A 16,429-nucleotide genomic window follows, 5' to 3' on the forward strand; every position below is an offset into this window, starting at 1 on the left:
TTTTAGGAATAATATCGGATTGGGCTTTTTTTGTGGTTGCTTTTTCATCAAAAAATGGTCAATAGTGAGAGCTTTCGCACTAAATCTAGTTATACCACTTAATAGTCAGTCATTTATGCGTAGACTTAGAATAAGTGTCATAAACAAGAGGGATCGATTATGCCTTTAGCGCCTCTAACCAGTGACAAGCTGTATCGTATTGCAGCCTTAAACGGATTGAATGATGCGTGTAAGTCAACCAAGCACCTTACACCATTAGATGAAATCGTAGGACAGGAGCGAGCTCAACATGCGGTTGAGTTTGCAATGTCGATAAAAGAAAAAGGTTATAACATTTATGCTATTGGCCGCAATGGCTTAGGTAAACGTACCATGGTGATGCGTTATTTAAATCGTCATGAGCCTAATGGCAATAGTCATACATTGTATGATTGGTGTTATGTGTCTAATTTTGGCGATACACGTTGCCCTAAGGTACTTAAACTTCCAGCAGGGGATGGCTGTAGCTTTAAAAAAGACATTGAAAACCTGATGAAGCGATTAGTTAAAGCGTTTCCATTAGCATTTGATAATGAGCTTTATTATTCACGCGCGGAAAAATTAAAAGCAGAACTAGCGACTAAACAAGAAACGACTTTAAAGTCGCTCACAAAAAGCGCTGAAGAGCGTGGTGTCAGTGTATCAATCACAACTCAGGGTGATTACCAGTTAGTCGCAATGAATGGTAAAGAGCCGCACAGTGAGGATAGTTTCGCGGCATTGTCAGCTGAAGATCAACAATTGTTTGAGAATACCATTAATGATCTGGAAGTTGAACTGCGTGGTATCGTGCGTAAATTGACTGAATGGGAAGAACAATATTCAAATAAACAACAAAAGCTTGATGAAAATATCGCTCAAGAAGTTGTCGGTCATTGCATTAAAGATCTGCAGTTAAAATACAAAAAAGTAGCTGATGTAAAAGCATATTTAGCTGATATGTATACTGATATTTTAGAAAATATTGATATTTTTCTTGAAGAAAATGAAGAACAAGTAGCACTAGCATATGCTTCATTAGATAAGAAAATGCCGCGGCGTTACCAAGTAAATGTCTTAGTACATCAGCTTGATGAGCGTAAATTTCCTATCGAAGTTGAAGAAAGTCCTAGTTACCATTCAATTTTTGGTTATATTGAAAATGCGACTTATAAAGGAACGGTATTTACTGATTTTTCTTTAATTCGAGCAGGTAGTCTTCATCGTGCCAATGGCGGGGTGTTGATGATGGATGCGGTGAAAGTGCTTGAACGTCCGTATGTGTGGGATGGTCTGAAACGTGCACTGCGTGCGCAAAAATTAAATTTAAGCTCACTTGAGCGAGAAGTTACCCTTTCAGGTACGATTTCATTGGAGCCTGAAGCTATTCCGTTAAATGTGAAAATTATTCTGTTTGGTGATTATCAGACTTATCAGCTATTACAGCACTACGATCCAGAATTTAAAGAACTGTTTCGTGTTACCGCCGATTTTGAAGATGATATGCCGCGTAATGATACATCAGAAGAGCAATATGCACGTTTCATTGCCAGTATTGTGCATGATAACGACATGCTACATTGTGATCGTAAGGCCATTGCTCGTATTATTGAATACAGTTCACGCCAAGCTGATGATCAAAATAAACTTTCATTGCACTCGGCCGATATTGCTAATCTATTACGTGAAACTAATTACGTTGCGCGAGCTTCTAATGCCACGATGATCCGCAGTAGCCATGTTGAACAAGCGATGTTAAATCAAGAGCTACGGGTTAGTCGTTTAAAAGATCATGTTATGCAAAGTTTCGTTACCGGGACAACATTATTAGATGTTCATACACATGCAGTTGGACAAGTGAATGCATTATCAGTGATCTCAACCTCCGATTATCAGTTTGGTGCGCCGAGTCGTATCACCGCGACTACTGCTTATGGTAGCGGAGAGGTGTTTGATATTGAACGTAGTGCTGAATTAGGCGGTAATATCCACTCAAAAGGAGTGATGATTCTATCTGCTTATCTGGCTTCTGTATTTGGTAAAACAGCGAAAATCCCCTTAACCACTCATCTTACTTTTGAGCAATCGTATGGCGGTGTTGATGGTGATAGTGCATCTATGGCTGAAGTATGTGCAATTATTTCGGCTTTTTCTGGTTTACCCCTACGACAAGATATTGCGATTACAGGTTCAATGAACCAGTTTGGTGAAGCACAACCGATCGGTGGTGTTAATCAGAAAATTGAAGGCTTCTTTGATGTGTGTGGTATTAAAGGCAGAACGGCTGGCCAAGGTGTGATAATACCTGAGTCTAACGTGCATAATTTAATGTTACGTAAAGATATTGTTGAAGCTGTTTCAAAAGGTGAGTTTCAGATTTGGGCGATCAGTCATGTATCGCAAGCGATTGAAATTTTCACCGGCAATGCAGTTGGTATTGAGGCTGAACAAGGTTTTTATCCATCAGATACCGTATTTGGTTTAGTACAAAGTAAGCTTAATGCATTACGTCGTTAGTAATGATTTGTGCTTTTATATCTGTAAATGAAATAATTACATATTTTAGTTCAACCAATATAAGCTGGCCACATTGTGGCTAGCTTATATTATCCTGAAAAGGAATAACTGTATTCTTAGGTATGTTAACTAACAGAATAATTCCCATAACATATAAAATATCGTTACTATCAACGTCATTTTAAATTAAAAATAAAAATTCAATAAAAAATTAATTCTAATCATTGTCATAAATTTTTACATTTTATATTTATATATTATTGATACAAATAATGTATAAGATTATTGTAATATGAAATTTGTAACTATGAGTTTTAAATGTTAAGTAAAAAATTGGTTTATTTATTTGCTGTAATCTCACTTTCGGGTTGGTTAGTATCTTCTTTACTTATTGTTTTGGATAATAGAAATGAAAAACAATATATTAATGAAAAGATAACTGAAAATGCTTTCAATATTGTCCATCAAGCTTTGCAAGATAAAAAGAATGATGCTGAAATTGTTGCTCAAATGCAAGAATGGTTTGAAAAAGGATGGACAGCACAAACTGCTTCTATAACAACTATTTGCGATAATAATCGCAGGAAATTGAATCAAATTTTATCAAGTGATTCAATTGCTATTGTTTGTAGATTGCGTATTTAGTGGGTCTTATGAATAAAAAAATAACTATTTCACTATTATCAATCTTGGCCCTTTCTGGTTGGATTACAACTGCTGTACAAATATATTTAGCTAGTGAAAACAAAGCACTTCTTTTGGATAAAATATTAGATAACCCTTTTAATTTGGTGTCATTACAACTACAAATTGAAAGAGATATAAAAGATCCGGTAGAAATAATTCAATTTTGGGTTAAGAATGGTTGGACGGCTGAAACAGGATCATTATTAACTATTTGTAATAATAATAAAGACAAATTATCGTCTATATTATCAAGTGATCAGATTAATGAGGCATGTCGTTTAGTTAATACGGGTATTTAATAGGTATGTTTTTTAAAGTCGCTTTGGCGGCTTTTTTTAATTTAAAGACAGCCAGAAATGAAGTGAGTAAGTCGTATATAAAAGTAGTTTGTAATAAAGATTTTTATTTGGATATATATGTTTTGTTGGCTATCAACGTTGTTCATTGTGAAAGATGATTGGCAACAAGATATGGCAAATTATAGATATAAAAAATGCCGGCCATAGCCAGCATTTTTTCATTTATCTATAAAAAGATAAATTATAGAGCTACAACGTTTGCAGCTTGAAGACCTTTTTGGCCTTGCTCTACTTCAAAAGACACTTTTTGGCCTTCAGCAAGAGTTTTGAAACCTTCAGAAGCGATAGCACGGAAGTGAACGAATACGTCAGCACCGCCGTTGTCTTGAGTAATAAAACCAAAACCTTTCTCTTCGTTAAACCATTTTACTAGACCAGTTGTTGTGTTAGACATGAGATGTCCCTTATTAGTTGAGATTAATTAACCGCTAAAATGCGATGTGCTACGTGGTTAAATTATTAATGTTACTGCCAATACAAGGGAAACACAGAGATACAAAACGAAACCGTCAATGTAGCTTTAGTTTAACTTTTACTTGGTGTTGCATTTAATAACTCTTAAACAACAGAGCGAGACGGATAATAGCAGTTGTGATGCTGATGTACATCTATTTTTGCGTGTTTTTTTTAAAAGTGTGACATTAACGGGGGAGGTATTCGTGGCTTTTTTTATCTAAGATGCTGATAATAATTGATTTTAATAACAAATAAACGTAGGTGGAGAACTTTATTTATTGTCTTCATAATCTAGCGCATTAGAAGGCGTTATTATGCTAAAGTACTAGGTGTAGCTTAGCTTTATGATTAAAACAATATGCTAGATTGATGGTTTAAGCGTAATCATCGTTCGTAGTTAGGGATCATATAAACATAAAACTAATCCTAGAGATGAACGAGAATAAGGAAAGCAATAATGACTCATGAAACTAAAACAATGGAAGTACCTGTTGCTATCGCTGATAGGGTACAGGCGCTTATTGACGGATTTAAAGCGAAAGAAATATTTAAGGCTGAGCGTAAAGCTGTGGTAAATAATTTTCTTGCTATGGATGGTCTTAGTTGTGAGATGGCGGTGTACAGCTTACCGCAAAGTGAGTTGCTTGATACACTTCGATTTGTATACGAATTATCGGGTACAAATAGCAAATTCATCACAAATATTTTAATTCAATCAAGAGAAAATCCTAAGAAAGTGTTGTCTGATGCTCAGAGAACAGCAGCTAAGAGCTTATTATTTAACTTGATTAATGATCCGTCTGTAGTCTCGGCAATGAAAGAAATTTAATCGTCGTACATAGATTACAAATGATAAAAAACCCGCATTTATTCTCTATAAAAGAGCGTTATGCGGGTTTTGTTTATCTGTAACGTTTATTTATGAATGGATTATTTCTGTTGCTGTAGATGTAGTTTGTGACAATGTTCATTAACCTCATCAAAATGACGTAATGTTTTTTCGTTGGGCTTTTCGCCTTTTAAACTAACTACAACCAACGCAATAGATGCTAATAAGAAAGCTGGAATAATTTCGTATAAGCTAAAGACAGTTGAATTCGGCCATGCTGAATGAGCGGCAATCCAACATAGCACAACTGTTGCACCAACAACCATACAGGCGATAGCACCATGAGCACTACAACGGCGCCAGAATAATGAGAATAAAACCACGGGTCCAAATGCTGCTCCCATACCGGCCCATGCGTGGCCTACTATTGATAAAATAGTACTTTGTGGGTTACTCGCAAAAATCATAGCAACTAATGACACTGCAACTACAGCTAAACGGCCAAGAAGAACTTGAGACTTTTCAGTAAGTTTAATATCGAAGAAATGAGCAATATCTTCGGTTAATGCACTTGATGATGCTAATAGTTGTGCTGCAACCGAGCTCATTACAGCAGAGAGTACCGCTGCAATCAGAACGGCTGCAATCCAGCTTGGGAATAAGCCTTTTGCTAGTTCTAAAAAGATCATCTCGTTATCGAAGTGATGGTTTGCTCCTGAGTAGTACATGGCTCCAGTAATACCTACGGCAAATGCACCTACTAAAGAAACAATCATCCAACTCATACAAATTTTTCGAGCAACACTCATGCCTTTTACATCACCAATAGCCATAAAGCGAACTAAGATGTGCGGCTGACCAAAGTAACCTAGGCCCCATGCAAGTAATGACAGCACACCAATCGTACTTGTATTATCACTAATAACTGAAAAGTAATGGGTGGGTAATACGCTTTGATCAATTGCTGGATCTAGGTTATACCATGTCACTATCGGTGTAATTAATAGTGCAAAGAACATTAATGAGCCTTGGAAGAAATCAACCCAGTTAACGGCTAAAAATCCACCAATAGCAGTGTAAACCATTAAGAATATTGCCCCGATCCATACTGCTTGTGTATAAGGAATGTGGAATAAGGTTTGAATTAAGAAAGCACCACTTACAAAACCTGCAGCAGCATAAAGTGTAAAGAAGATAAGGATAACTAATGCAGTCATTAATCTGAGTGTGCGATTATCGCTGCCAAATCGAGCATAAAAATAAGAAGGGATCGTTAGCGCATCACCGACATTTTCAGTATAAATTCGTAGTTTTCTCGCCACGAAATGCCAATTTAAATAAGCACCAATGGTTAAACCAATAGGTAACCAAATTTGATCTAAACCTGAAACAAATACAGCTCCAGGTAAACCTAATAATAACCAACCGCTCATATCTGAAGCACCAGCACCAAGTGCTGTAACACCAGGGCTTAAGCTACGACCACCAAGAACATAATCTGAATTTCCTTCTGTTTTTCGTGCCGCGACTATTCCGATAGCAAATATAATACAAAAGTAAACTGCTAACACGATATAGTAAGTAGACATTGAATCTCCTTTATTGTTTGACCAGTAGTTTTTAACCAAGAAATTAGTTTTGGTATAAAGGTTACTGGTACCTTATTTATTACTTGATTTAGATTTTTATATCTATTTATTATTCTGACGGAATTAGTGTTCTGCTAACTCGTTAAAAATATCAAAATGAAACTTTTTACTTATAATAAAAAGTTTCAAATTACTGATGGTTATTAAAAATACCTAAAATGTGTTAATTATGCAAATTAAAGATTTGTTAGTATTGAGTGGCTCTAGTTTTTTATTGTTTTTGTATTCTTTTTTACTTAAACCTCGTTGTTTATTTATTTCATTTAATTCAATTGGTTATGTGGGGTGTGTTGGTTTTCATTGTCGATTCTATATTTGATGGATTAGCTGTTTTTTAGCATGACTCTTTTATTTGTGAGTAATAATTATTCGTGATTGTGAATTTCAGGTTGGTCGTAAATATTCAGTTTTATTTGTGTTGATATATATGTATTAGAAGGCGGTAAGTGAGTTATTATTTATCTTGCTTATGATTGATGTTGATTAATAATACACATTGTAATGTGGTTTATTTGATTAAAACTAACATTAGTTGGCAGTGTTTAAGTCGATTGTAATTAACGTTCGATACGATGATAAGTTGTTATTATATTGCTTTTATTTTCGTAGGATATAAGCCATAAATTTTTACTGGATGGAGGCAATTTATATCTTTTATATATTTAAATAAAAATGTAATGAGCTTTTATTTCTTTAGGCAATGTATAGATTTTGATATCTATGATTGACTATAAATCATATGCTTTGTTGAGGCCATTATCTCTATTTTTATGTGAGTTATCATGATATGGCGACTTTATTATATAGAGATAACCTGAATAAAATACTTTTCGCGATCCAAGAAGGAATCTAGCATCTTGATGGCTGTTATTGGTCGTTTGCTTTTTAAGCGATCCTAACGACTAAAGTAAAATGTTGTACAGTATTTTTTATCACTTATTGTTATTAGCATGTTCATCTGAGTTAAATTGGCACTTTAGATAAATAGGATAGTTTAGGTTTTATAAAAAGAGACACTTTAGCTTTGTGACTCTGTATTTATCGAATGCAACTTGATGTACTCATTGTCGCGTCAAGTGTTCATAATGACAACATGATGTTATCTGAATTTGTAAAGAATAGTTAGATGACTAAACTTATTAAAATTTATAATATGTTTTTTTTGGTTGTGACGATAAAAACAGGCTAATTTATGAACTAAATTTGATGATATCCATCTTATAATTAAATTTAATAATAAATATATTATTTATGCTCTTTATAGGCTTCGGCTATAAAAATAGAGAGGGATTTATATATAATACTTTACCAAGTTTATAGCATTGTAATGATATTTTTATTGATATAACCATGAGTGGCAGGCGCTAGGTGAGATTTATATAACTGATGGCGTTATATGGTTAATTTATTTCTATAATAATAAACACGAGTAGTATTGATATTACTCGTGTTTATAAAGAGTCATATTTAGATGTGTTTAGCTCTATAAGTTGTTTTTATTACCATTCATTTGATACATTTAATGTTTCTACGTTAACCTTCGAACCTGCTTCTAAAGTGCTAAGGTTGGTGGTAATAGATAAATTTTTGGGATAATTAATGCAAATAATATCATTGGAAACTTCTTCAATAGAATTAGATACACCATTAATTCCAATATGATCTTCTGCGGAAATATTTTTGGTTAGGTTTTTAGGAATTTCAATATAAACTTTAAGAAGATCTTCTTCTTCAGTAATATTATCAACAGTAGCGACCCCCTTTATATTTCCAGTTAAAGCACCTTTCCCAAGGAGTGAGCCAAATTCTGGACGTAGTTCTAAGTTTACCTTGTCACCGATTTCTAATGAATCAAAGGTTGTGGTATTAAGTGCCTGATCTATATCGAAATAAACGACATCACCTGTGATGCGAACAACAGTTAATGAGCATCCATTTACGAGCATGACAGTATCTTTTGCAACTAAGTCCAATATATTTTTTGGAAAAGTAATGCCATGTCTTTGGGTATCATCATTTTTTGATATTTTTTTAATTATTCCAGTGCCCTGAACTATACCTTTGAACATAATAATCTCCTTTTGTAGACAAACGTATTTAAAATGAAAATCTTCATTTTGAAATTAGTCTAATGGTAAAAAAATAAAATTCAATACTAAATAATATTTTTTTGACTTTTAATCTGTTTTTGATAATAAAATTTTGATTTGTTATTTCTATTCAAGACGATTTTTTAAGGTTTAAGTTTTTTTAAATGGATATTTTTAGTTGAGATTTAGGCTGGTAACTAGATGATTTTAAACTGGTATTTAATAAACTAAGTAATTAATTACAGACACTTTAATATTAATCTAATATTAAACTTTTTATGATATTTTCATTTTTTAATTGTTTATATTTTTATTGTTGTTGATATTGCAATTTATTTTAAAATCAAGTATATGCATCAAGTTTTTTTGTTTTTATAGAAATATAATTCTTTAAATTAATATGTAGTTAAATGCTCTTATTTTATATTTAAAGGTGTTTTAAAATAGACATGAATTATTAAAAAACAAAATTCCATATTAAAAATGTGACATTAACCCAATAAATTTAACAATGCATCCATATCATACAAATTTCCCTTACATACCTAATGAATTTTAGTTAGTCTCTAGCCATACCTATGCAGCAGGGTTGTATGCTGATTGAGTATGTGCAATGCGGAATTTAAAGGAGATTGTATGATAAAGAAAATCCCAATGATTATTGGTGGCGCAGAGAGGGATACTTCAGAACATGAATATCGTGAACTCACACTAAATAGCTATAAAGTTAGTATACCTATCATTAATCAAGATGATGTTGAGGCGATTAAATCACAAAGTGTGGAAAATAATCTAAATATCAATCAGATAGTGAATTTCTTATACACTGTTGGTCAGAAATGGAAAAGTGAGAATTATTCTCGTCGACTAACCTATATTCGTGATTTGGTAAGATTTCTCGGATATTCTCCTGAAATGGCAAAGCTAGAAGCTAACTGGATCTCAATGATCTTGAGCTCAAAAAGTGCCTTATATGATATTGTTGAGACAGAGTTAGGTTCTCGTCATATTGTAGATGAATGGTTACCTCAGGGTGATTGTTATGTTAAGGCCATGCCAAAAGGAAAATCTGTTCATTTGCTAGCCGGTAATGTGCCTCTATCTGGTGTTACTTCTATTATTAGAGCAATTCTGACTAAAAATGAATGTATCATTAAAACATCATCAGCTGATCCATTTACGGCAATAGCATTAGCTTCAAGTTTTATTGATACAGATGAACACCATCCAATTAGCCGTTCAATGTCGGTAATGTATTGGTCTCATAACGAAGATATTGCAATCCCACAACAAATTATGAATTGTGCTGATGTTGTTGTTAGTTGGGGTGGATATGATGCAATTAAATGGGCAACAGAACATACACCGGTAAACGTAGACATATTAAAATTTGGGCCGAAGAAAAGTATTGCGATTGTTGATAATCCTGTAGATATTACAGCTTCTGCTATTGGTGTGGCTCATGATATTTGTTTTTATGATCAGCAGGCCTGTTTTTCAACTCAAGATATCTATTATATAGGCGATAACATTGATGCGTTCTTTGATGAGCTTGTAGAACAATTAAATCTATATATGGATATATTGCCAAAAGGCGATCAAACATTTGATGAAAAGGCATCATTTTCATTAATTGAAAAAGAGTGTCAATTTGCAAAATATAAAGTTGAGAAAGGCGATAATCAATCTTGGTTACTTGTTAAATCACCGCTAGGATCTTTTGGTAATCAACCATTAGCTCGATCTGCATATATTCACCACGTCTCCGATATATCAGAAATAACGCCTTATATAGAAAATAGAATTACTCAAACTGTAACAGTTACTCCTTGGGAGTCATCATTTAAATATAGAGATGTTCTAGCCTCTCATGGTGCTGAACGTATTGTTGAGTCAGGGATGAATAATATTTTCCGTGTTGGTGGTGCGCATGATGGTATGAGACCTCTTCAACGTTTAGTTAAATATATTTCACATGAAAGACCTTATACATATTCAACCAAAGATGTAGCAGTAAAAATCGAACAAACACGTTATCTAGAAGAAGATAAGTTTTTAGTCTTTGTACCATAAAAGGGAATTAATATGAAAAGTGAAAACAATTCTGTACCAATTGATCATGTTATAAAAGTTGATAACGAACGTCATATACGTGTTTGGGAAACTGTCCCTAAAGATCAATGTGATAAAAGAAATAATACTATTATTATTGCTTCTGGTTTTGCTCGAAGAATGGATCATTTTGCAGGTTTAGCTGAATATTTATCAACTAATGGATTTCATGTTATTCGTTATGATTCACTTAATCATGTTGGATTAAGTAGCGGTGAAATTGATCAGTTCTCAATGTCAGTAGGTAAGGAAAGTTTATTAACCGTTATTGATTGGTTGAAATCAGAGCATGGTATTGATCAGGTCGGTTTAATTGCATCGAGTCTTTCTGCTCGAATTGCTTATGATATTGTCGCTGATGTTAATTTGTCTTTTTTAATTACCGCCGTTGGTGTGGTTAATTTGCGAAATACTCTAGAACAAGCACTTAAATATGATTATTTGCAGATGGAGATAGACGAAATACCAGAAGATCTAGATTTCGATGGATATAATTTAGGTTCGAAAGTATTTGTTACAGATTGTTTTGAAAATAATTGGGATACATTAGATTCAACTATAAATAAAACAAAAAATTTAAATTTCCCATTTATAGCTTTTGTCGCCAATGGTGATAGTTGGGTACAACAGCATGAAGTCGAAGAATTAATTAGTAATATCAATTCAGATAAAACCAAAATTTACTCTTTAATAGGTTCATCACATGATTTAGGTGAAAACCTAATTGTGTTAAGAAATTTCTATCAATCAATTACTAAAGCAGCAATTGCATTAGATAGTAATTTAGTAGGATTGGTGAGTGAGATTATTGAACCACAATTTGAAGCTCTCACTATTGCTACAGTAAATGAACGTCGTTTGAAAAATAAAATACAAAGTAAGTCATTAGCTTAATTACAACTGATACATAAACCAACAAAAGGAATATATTATGAAGTTTGGAAATATTTGTTTCTCATATCAGCCCCCAGGTGAGTCACATAAAGAAGTCATGGATCGCTTTGTTCGTTTAGGCGTTGCATCAGAAGAACTAAATTTTGATACTTACTGGACTCTAGAGCATCATTTTACTGAATTTGGACTAACAGGTAACTTGTTTGTTGCTTGTGCTAACTTACTTGGTCGAACCACCAAACTTAATGTTGGTACTATGGGTATTGTTCTTCCAACAGCTCACCCTGCACGTCAGATGGAAGATTTATTACTTTTAGATCAAATGTCAAAAGGTCGTTTTAATTTTGGTGTTGTGCGTGGCTTATACCACAAAGATTTCCGCGTTTTTGGTGTAACGATGGAAGATTCTCGTGCTATCACTGAAGACTTTCATACCATGATTATGGATGGTACAAAAACGGGTACACTTCATACTGATGGTAAAAATATCGAGTTCCCAGATGTAAACGTTTACCCTGAGGCGTATTTAGAGAAAATTCCAACATGCATGACTGCTGAATCAGCAGTAACAACGACTTGGCTTGCTGAGCGTGGCTTACCGATGGTTCTTAGTTGGATTATTACAACGAGTGAAAAGAAAGCTCAAATGGAACTCTATAATGCTGTTGCTCGAGATAGCGGTTACAGTGAAGAGTACATTAAAAACGTTGACCACAGTATGACCCTCATCTGTTCTGTAGATGAAGATCCAAAAAAAGCTGAAGATGTGTGCCGTGAGTTTTTAGGTAATTGGTATGATTCATACGTAAATGCAACCAATATCTTTAGTGAAAGTAACCAAACTCGTGGTTATGATTATCATAAAGGTCAATGGAAAGATTTTGTTCTTCAAGGGCATACCAATACTAAACGTCGTGTTGATTATAGCCACGATCTAAACCCTGTAGGTACACCTGAAAAATGTATTGAAATTATTCAGCGTGATATTGATGCAACAGGTATTACTAATATTACCCTTGGTTTCGAAGCAAATGGTTCAGAGGAAGAAATCATTGCCTCTATGAAACGCTTCATGACGCAAGTTGCGCCATTCTTAAAAGATCCAAAATAAATAAATCACTCAGATTAACTTTAATAAATAATATAAGGAATATAACATGAATTTTGGATTATTCTTCCTCAACTTTCAGCCTGAAAATACATCGTCAGAAACAGTTTTAGATAATATGATCAATACTGTCTCTTTAGTTGATAAAGATTATAAAAACTTTACAACTGCTTTAGTCAACGAGCACCATTTTTCTAAAAATGGTATTGTCGGTGCCCCGATGACAGCTGCGAGCTTCCTATTAGGATTGACTGAACGTTTACATATTGGTTCTTTAAATCAAGTAATTACAACGCATCACCCGGTTCGTATTGCAGAAGAAGCAAGTTTGCTTGATCAAATGTCAGATAGTCGCTTTATTCTAGGTCTAAGTGATTGTGTTAATGATTTTGAGATGGATTTCTTTAAACGTCAACGTGACTCACAGCAGCTACAATTTGAAGCTTGCTATGACATTATTAATGAAGCTATCACAACTAATTACTGCCAAGCTAATAATGATTTTTATAACTTCCCTCGTATATCAATTAATCCTCATTGCTTAAGCAAAGAGAATATGAAGCAATATATTTTGGCTTCTAGTGTGGGTGTTGTTGAGTGGGCAGCTAAAAAAGCGCTTCCACTAACATATCGTTGGAGCGATAGCCTTGAAGATAAAGAGATTCTTTATAAGCGTTATTTAGACGTTGCAGCAAAGCATAATATTGACGTTTCTAATGTCGAGCATCAGTTCCCACTGCTTGTAAATCTAAATCATGATCGTGATGTTGCTCATCAAGAAGCAACTGCTTATTTAGCAAGTTATATTGCTGAAGTATACCCACATCTAAATCAGCAACAAAAAATTGCTGAACTTATTAGCCAACATGCGATTGGTACTGATAATGATTACTATGAATCAACATTAAATGCGTTAGAGCGTACAGGTTCAAAAAATGTATTACTTTCTTTTGAATCAATGAAGAATCATGATGATGTTGTAAAAGTGATTAATATGGTTAATGAGAAGATTCAAAAGAATTTACCAAGCTCGTAAGCATAAAGGAAGCGGTGTTATTATGAATAAATGGAATTACGGAGTTTTCTTCGTTAACTTTTATAATAAAGGCCAACAAGAGCCATCTGAAACGATGAATAATGCGTTAGAAACATTACGTATTATTGATGAAGATACATCTATTTATGATGTAATTAATATTGATGATCACTATCTTGTAAAGAAAGACAGTGAAGATAAAAAGCTAGCGCCTTTTATTGCACTAGGGTCAAAACTATATGTGCTTGCTACCAGTGAAAACACAGTTGATAGTGCAGCGAAATATGCATTACCGCTAGTTTTCAAATGGGATGATACAAATGAGGAACGACTTAAATTGTTGAGTTCTTATAATGCATCCGCAAGTAAATATAATAAGAATATAGATTTGGTTCGACACCAGCTTATGTTACATGTCAATGTTAATGAGGCTGAAACTGTAGCAAAAGAAGAACTAAAATCATATTTTGAAAATTATGTAGCATGTACACAGCCTAGTAATTGTAATGGCTCGATTGATAGTATTATTCAGAGTAATGTGACTGGCAGTTATAAAGACTGTTTATCATATGTAGCGAATCTTGCTGGTAAATTTGATAATACTGTGGACTTCTTACTTTGTTTTGAGTCAATGCAAGATCAAAATAAGAAAAAATCAGTAATGATAGATCTTAATAATCAAGTTATTAAGTTCCGCCAAGATAATAATCTAATCTAATCTACAATCATTGCCTCTTATAATGGCAGTGCTAAATTAAAGTTCTGCCATTATATTTAATTATATTTTAAATAGGATTAAACATGACTATTACATTAGATATTTGCGAAAAAGATATTATTGTAAGTACAGAGATCGACGATATTATTTTTACATCTTCACCTCTTGATATTACTTACGATGAACAAGAAAGAATAAAGCATAAATTAATATTAGAATCATTTCGTTATCACTATAATAATAATGAAGATTATAAGTATTTCTGTAATGCTCAGGGGGTGGACGAAAATATTTCATCACTTGATGATATCCCTGTTTTTCCGACCTCAATGTTCAAGTATGCAAAAATATGTACAGCAGATGAATCTAACATTGAAAACTGGTTCACAAGTAGTGGTACGAGTGGTGTAAAAAGTCATATTGCTCGTGATCGTGTAAGTATTGAACGTTTACTTGGTTCTGTAAATTATGGAATGAAATATCTTGGTTCATTTCATGAAAATCAGCTAGAACTGGTTAATATGGGCCCTGATCGTTTTAATGCTAAAAATGTTTGGTTTAAGTATGTAATGAGTCTTGTTGAGTTATTGTATCCAACTACATTTACTGTAAATAACGATGAAATAGATTTTGAACTTACCATTAAAAGTTTAAAAGAAATCTATAATAAAGGAAAAGGTATTTGTTTAATCGGTCCTCCGTATTTCATTTATTTGTTATGCCAGTACATGAAAGAGAATGATATTGAGTTTAATGCTGGTAATCGTATCTTTATTATTACTGGTGGTGGTTGGAAAACTAAGCAAAAACAAGCACTAAACCGTCAAGACTTTAATCAACTATTGATGGAAACCTTCCATTTAGCACATGAAAGTCAGATTCGAGATACATTTAATCAAGTTGAATTAAATACGTGTTTCTTTGAAGATAACCGTCAGCGTAAGCATGTTCCGCCATGGGTTTATGCACGTGCACTTGATCCTGTGACTCTAAAACCTGTTGAAGATGGTCAAGAAGGACTTATTAGTTATATGGATGCATCATCAACGAGTTACCCTACATTTATCGTTACTGATGATATCGGTATAATTCATACAATTAAAGCTCCAGATCCACACCAAGGTACTACGATTGATATTGTCCGCCGTTTGAATACGAGAGAGCAGAAAGGGTGTTCATTATCAATGTCATCAGGCTTGAAATAGCTCACAAGGAAGATTTATGATTTTAAATTGTAAAATAATTAAAATTGAAGCTTCTGAATGTAATATTTTTAAAGTATTTATTAAGCCTGATAAGTGTCTCAATTTTAAAGCTGGGCAATATGTTTTAGCATATTTAGATGGTAAAAAATTACCTTTTTCAATTGCTAATTGTCCAACATGTAATGAACTTATAGAGTTACATGTTGGGAGTTCGGTAAAAGAAACCGCAGTTAAATCTATTTCTCATTTTGTAGATGCTTTTGTGAATAGCTCTGAAATACAAATAGATGCACCTCATGGTAATGCTTGGCTACGTGAAGATAGTAATTCGCCATTATTACTTATTGCTGGAGGTACTGGGTTATCATATATCAATAGTATTCTGAGTAATTGTGTAAATAGGAATTTGCCTCGTTCTATTTATGTTTACTGGGGAGTTAATAATATTGATTTATTATATGCAGACACTCAATTAAAAGCTCTTTCTAGCGATTTTAACAATGTTAAATACGTACCTGTTTTGGAAAATTTTGACAATAGTTGGTATGGAAAAAAAGGCAATGTTATTGATGCAATAATAGAGGATTTTTGTGATTTATCAGATTTTGATATTTATGTTTGCGGCCCTCAAGGCATGACTCGTAGTGTTCGTGAAAAGTTAACATCACTGAAAAAAGCTGATGCTGATAAAATGTTTGCCGATGCTTTTGCATATATGTGATACTAATTTAAATTAATTAAAATCTAACTG

The 16,429-nt window shown here is 33.4% G+C and carries 14 protein-coding genes; 11 read left to right on the forward strand and 3 right to left on the reverse strand.

Features of this window, described 5'->3' with window-relative positions; all coding sequences use genetic code 11:
* Nucleotides 1–159 precede the first annotated feature (159 nt).
* The 3 genes from C0W29_RS03325 to C0W29_RS03335 all read left to right on the forward strand — a co-directional run bounded on the left by C0W29_RS03325 (nt 160) and on the right by C0W29_RS03335 (nt 3,521).
* Complete coding sequence (locus tag C0W29_RS03325; protein ID WP_045045066.1) at nt 160–2,535, forward strand: ATP-binding protein; 2,376 nt, start codon at nt 160–162, stop codon at nt 2,533–2,535.
* 318 nt (nt 2,536–2,853) lie between these two features.
* On the forward strand, nt 2,854–3,180 hold the full coding sequence (locus C0W29_RS03330; protein ID WP_036792119.1) for a hypothetical protein: 327 nt from the start codon (nt 2,854–2,856) through the stop codon (nt 3,178–3,180).
* An 8-nt stretch (nt 3,181–3,188) separates the two neighbouring features.
* Nucleotides 3,189–3,521, forward strand: coding sequence for a hypothetical protein (locus tag C0W29_RS03335; protein ID WP_146145225.1), 333 nt, complete (start codon nt 3,189–3,191; stop codon nt 3,519–3,521).
* Between the two features lie 241 nt (nt 3,522–3,762).
* Here the strand turns inward: C0W29_RS03335 and cspE are convergent, their stop codons facing one another.
* Nucleotides 3,763–3,975 carry a transcription antiterminator/RNA stability regulator CspE gene (cspE, locus tag C0W29_RS03340; protein ID WP_045027626.1) on the reverse strand — a complete coding sequence of 71 codons (213 nt, stop codon included), beginning with the start codon at nt 3,973–3,975 and terminating at the stop codon, nt 3,763–3,765.
* A 519-nt stretch (nt 3,976–4,494) separates the two neighbouring features.
* On the opposite strand from cspE, the gene C0W29_RS03345 reads away from it, so the two are divergent.
* Nucleotides 4,495–4,866 carry a hypothetical protein gene (locus C0W29_RS03345; RefSeq protein ID WP_036792123.1) on the forward strand — a complete coding sequence of 124 codons (372 nt, stop codon included), beginning with the start codon at nt 4,495–4,497 and terminating at the stop codon, nt 4,864–4,866.
* A 101-nt stretch (nt 4,867–4,967) separates the two neighbouring features.
* Here C0W29_RS03345 and putP read toward each other — a convergent pair whose 3' ends face one another.
* On the reverse strand, nt 4,968–6,455 hold the full coding sequence (gene putP / locus C0W29_RS03350; protein WP_045042156.1) for a sodium/proline symporter PutP: 1,488 nt from the start codon (nt 6,453–6,455) through the stop codon (nt 4,968–4,970).
* Between the two features lie 1,559 nt (nt 6,456–8,014).
* Nucleotides 8,015–8,584 carry a hypothetical protein gene (locus tag C0W29_RS03355; RefSeq protein WP_045042155.1) on the reverse strand — a complete coding sequence of 190 codons (570 nt, stop codon included), beginning with the start codon at nt 8,582–8,584 and terminating at the stop codon, nt 8,015–8,017.
* Between the two features lie 657 nt (nt 8,585–9,241).
* Here C0W29_RS03355 and luxC point away from each other — a divergent pair.
* From luxC to luxG, 7 genes are all read left to right on the forward strand, one after another.
* The gene (gene luxC / locus C0W29_RS03360; protein WP_045042154.1) at nt 9,242–10,678 is read left to right on the forward strand and encodes a long-chain-fatty-acyl-CoA reductase LuxC; all 1,437 of its coding nucleotides are present in this window, start codon (nt 9,242–9,244) and stop codon (nt 10,676–10,678) included.
* Between the two features lie 12 nt (nt 10,679–10,690).
* Entirely contained in the window at nt 10,691–11,611 is a 921-nt protein-coding gene (gene luxD, locus C0W29_RS03365) for an activated long-chain acyl hydrolase LuxD (RefSeq protein WP_045042153.1), read from the forward strand.
* Nucleotides 11,612–11,648: 37 nt separating this feature from the next.
* Nucleotides 11,649–12,722: a luciferase subunit alpha gene (luxA, locus tag C0W29_RS03370; protein WP_045042152.1), complete on the forward strand. Its 1,074-nt coding sequence runs from the start codon at nt 11,649–11,651 to the stop codon at nt 12,720–12,722.
* Between the two features lie 46 nt (nt 12,723–12,768).
* Nucleotides 12,769–13,755: a luciferase subunit beta gene (gene luxB / locus C0W29_RS03375; RefSeq protein WP_045042151.1), complete on the forward strand. Its 987-nt coding sequence runs from the start codon at nt 12,769–12,771 to the stop codon at nt 13,753–13,755.
* Nucleotides 13,756–13,777: 22 nt separating this feature from the next.
* On the forward strand, nt 13,778–14,473 hold the full coding sequence (locus C0W29_RS03380; protein ID WP_052671645.1) for an LLM class oxidoreductase: 696 nt from the start codon (nt 13,778–13,780) through the stop codon (nt 14,471–14,473).
* A gap of 83 nt (nt 14,474–14,556) precedes the next feature.
* Nucleotides 14,557–15,678, forward strand: coding sequence for a long-chain-fatty-acid--protein ligase LuxE (gene luxE, locus C0W29_RS03385; RefSeq protein WP_045045065.1), 1,122 nt, complete (start codon nt 14,557–14,559; stop codon nt 15,676–15,678).
* Nucleotides 15,679–15,694: 16 nt separating this feature from the next.
* Nucleotides 15,695–16,399 (forward strand): flavin mononucleotide reductase LuxG, encoded by a 705-nt coding sequence (gene luxG / locus C0W29_RS03390; RefSeq protein ID WP_045042149.1) that lies wholly within the window; start codon nt 15,695–15,697, stop codon nt 16,397–16,399.
* The last annotated feature ends 30 nt before the right edge of the window (nt 16,400–16,429 follow it).

It is taken from the genome of Photobacterium kishitanii (assembly GCF_003026355.1).
In the GTDB taxonomy this organism is placed as follows: domain Bacteria; phylum Pseudomonadota; class Gammaproteobacteria; order Enterobacterales; family Vibrionaceae; genus Photobacterium; species Photobacterium kishitanii.

What these genes read in the sequence shown, in the direction of transcription:
- C0W29_RS03325 (WP_045045066.1), top strand. Translation starts at nt 160, where the DNA reads ATGCCTTTAGCGCCTCTAACCAGTGACAAGCTGTATCGTATTGCAGCC.
- C0W29_RS03330 (WP_036792119.1), top strand. Translation starts at nt 2,854, where the DNA reads ATGTTAAGTAAAAAATTGGTTTATTTATTTGCTGTAATCTCACTTTCG.
- C0W29_RS03335 (WP_146145225.1), top strand. Translation starts at nt 3,189, where the DNA reads ATGAATAAAAAAATAACTATTTCACTATTATCAATCTTGGCCCTTTCT.
- cspE (WP_045027626.1), bottom strand. Translation starts at nt 3,975, where the DNA reads ATGTCTAACACAACAACTGGTCTAGTAAAATGGTTTAACGAAGAGAAA.
- C0W29_RS03345 (WP_036792123.1), top strand. Translation starts at nt 4,495, where the DNA reads ATGACTCATGAAACTAAAACAATGGAAGTACCTGTTGCTATCGCTGAT.
- putP (WP_045042156.1), bottom strand. Translation starts at nt 6,455, where the DNA reads ATGTCTACTTACTATATCGTGTTAGCAGTTTACTTTTGTATTATATTT.
- C0W29_RS03355 (WP_045042155.1), bottom strand. Translation starts at nt 8,584, where the DNA reads ATGTTCAAAGGTATAGTTCAGGGCACTGGAATAATTAAAAAAATATCA.
- luxC (WP_045042154.1), top strand. Translation starts at nt 9,242, where the DNA reads ATGATAAAGAAAATCCCAATGATTATTGGTGGCGCAGAGAGGGATACT.
- luxD (WP_045042153.1), top strand. Translation starts at nt 10,691, where the DNA reads ATGAAAAGTGAAAACAATTCTGTACCAATTGATCATGTTATAAAAGTT.
- luxA (WP_045042152.1), top strand. Translation starts at nt 11,649, where the DNA reads ATGAAGTTTGGAAATATTTGTTTCTCATATCAGCCCCCAGGTGAGTCA.
- luxB (WP_045042151.1), top strand. Translation starts at nt 12,769, where the DNA reads ATGAATTTTGGATTATTCTTCCTCAACTTTCAGCCTGAAAATACATCG.
- C0W29_RS03380 (WP_052671645.1), top strand. Translation starts at nt 13,778, where the DNA reads ATGAATAAATGGAATTACGGAGTTTTCTTCGTTAACTTTTATAATAAA.
- luxE (WP_045045065.1), top strand. Translation starts at nt 14,557, where the DNA reads ATGACTATTACATTAGATATTTGCGAAAAAGATATTATTGTAAGTACA.
- luxG (WP_045042149.1), top strand. Translation starts at nt 15,695, where the DNA reads ATGATTTTAAATTGTAAAATAATTAAAATTGAAGCTTCTGAATGTAAT.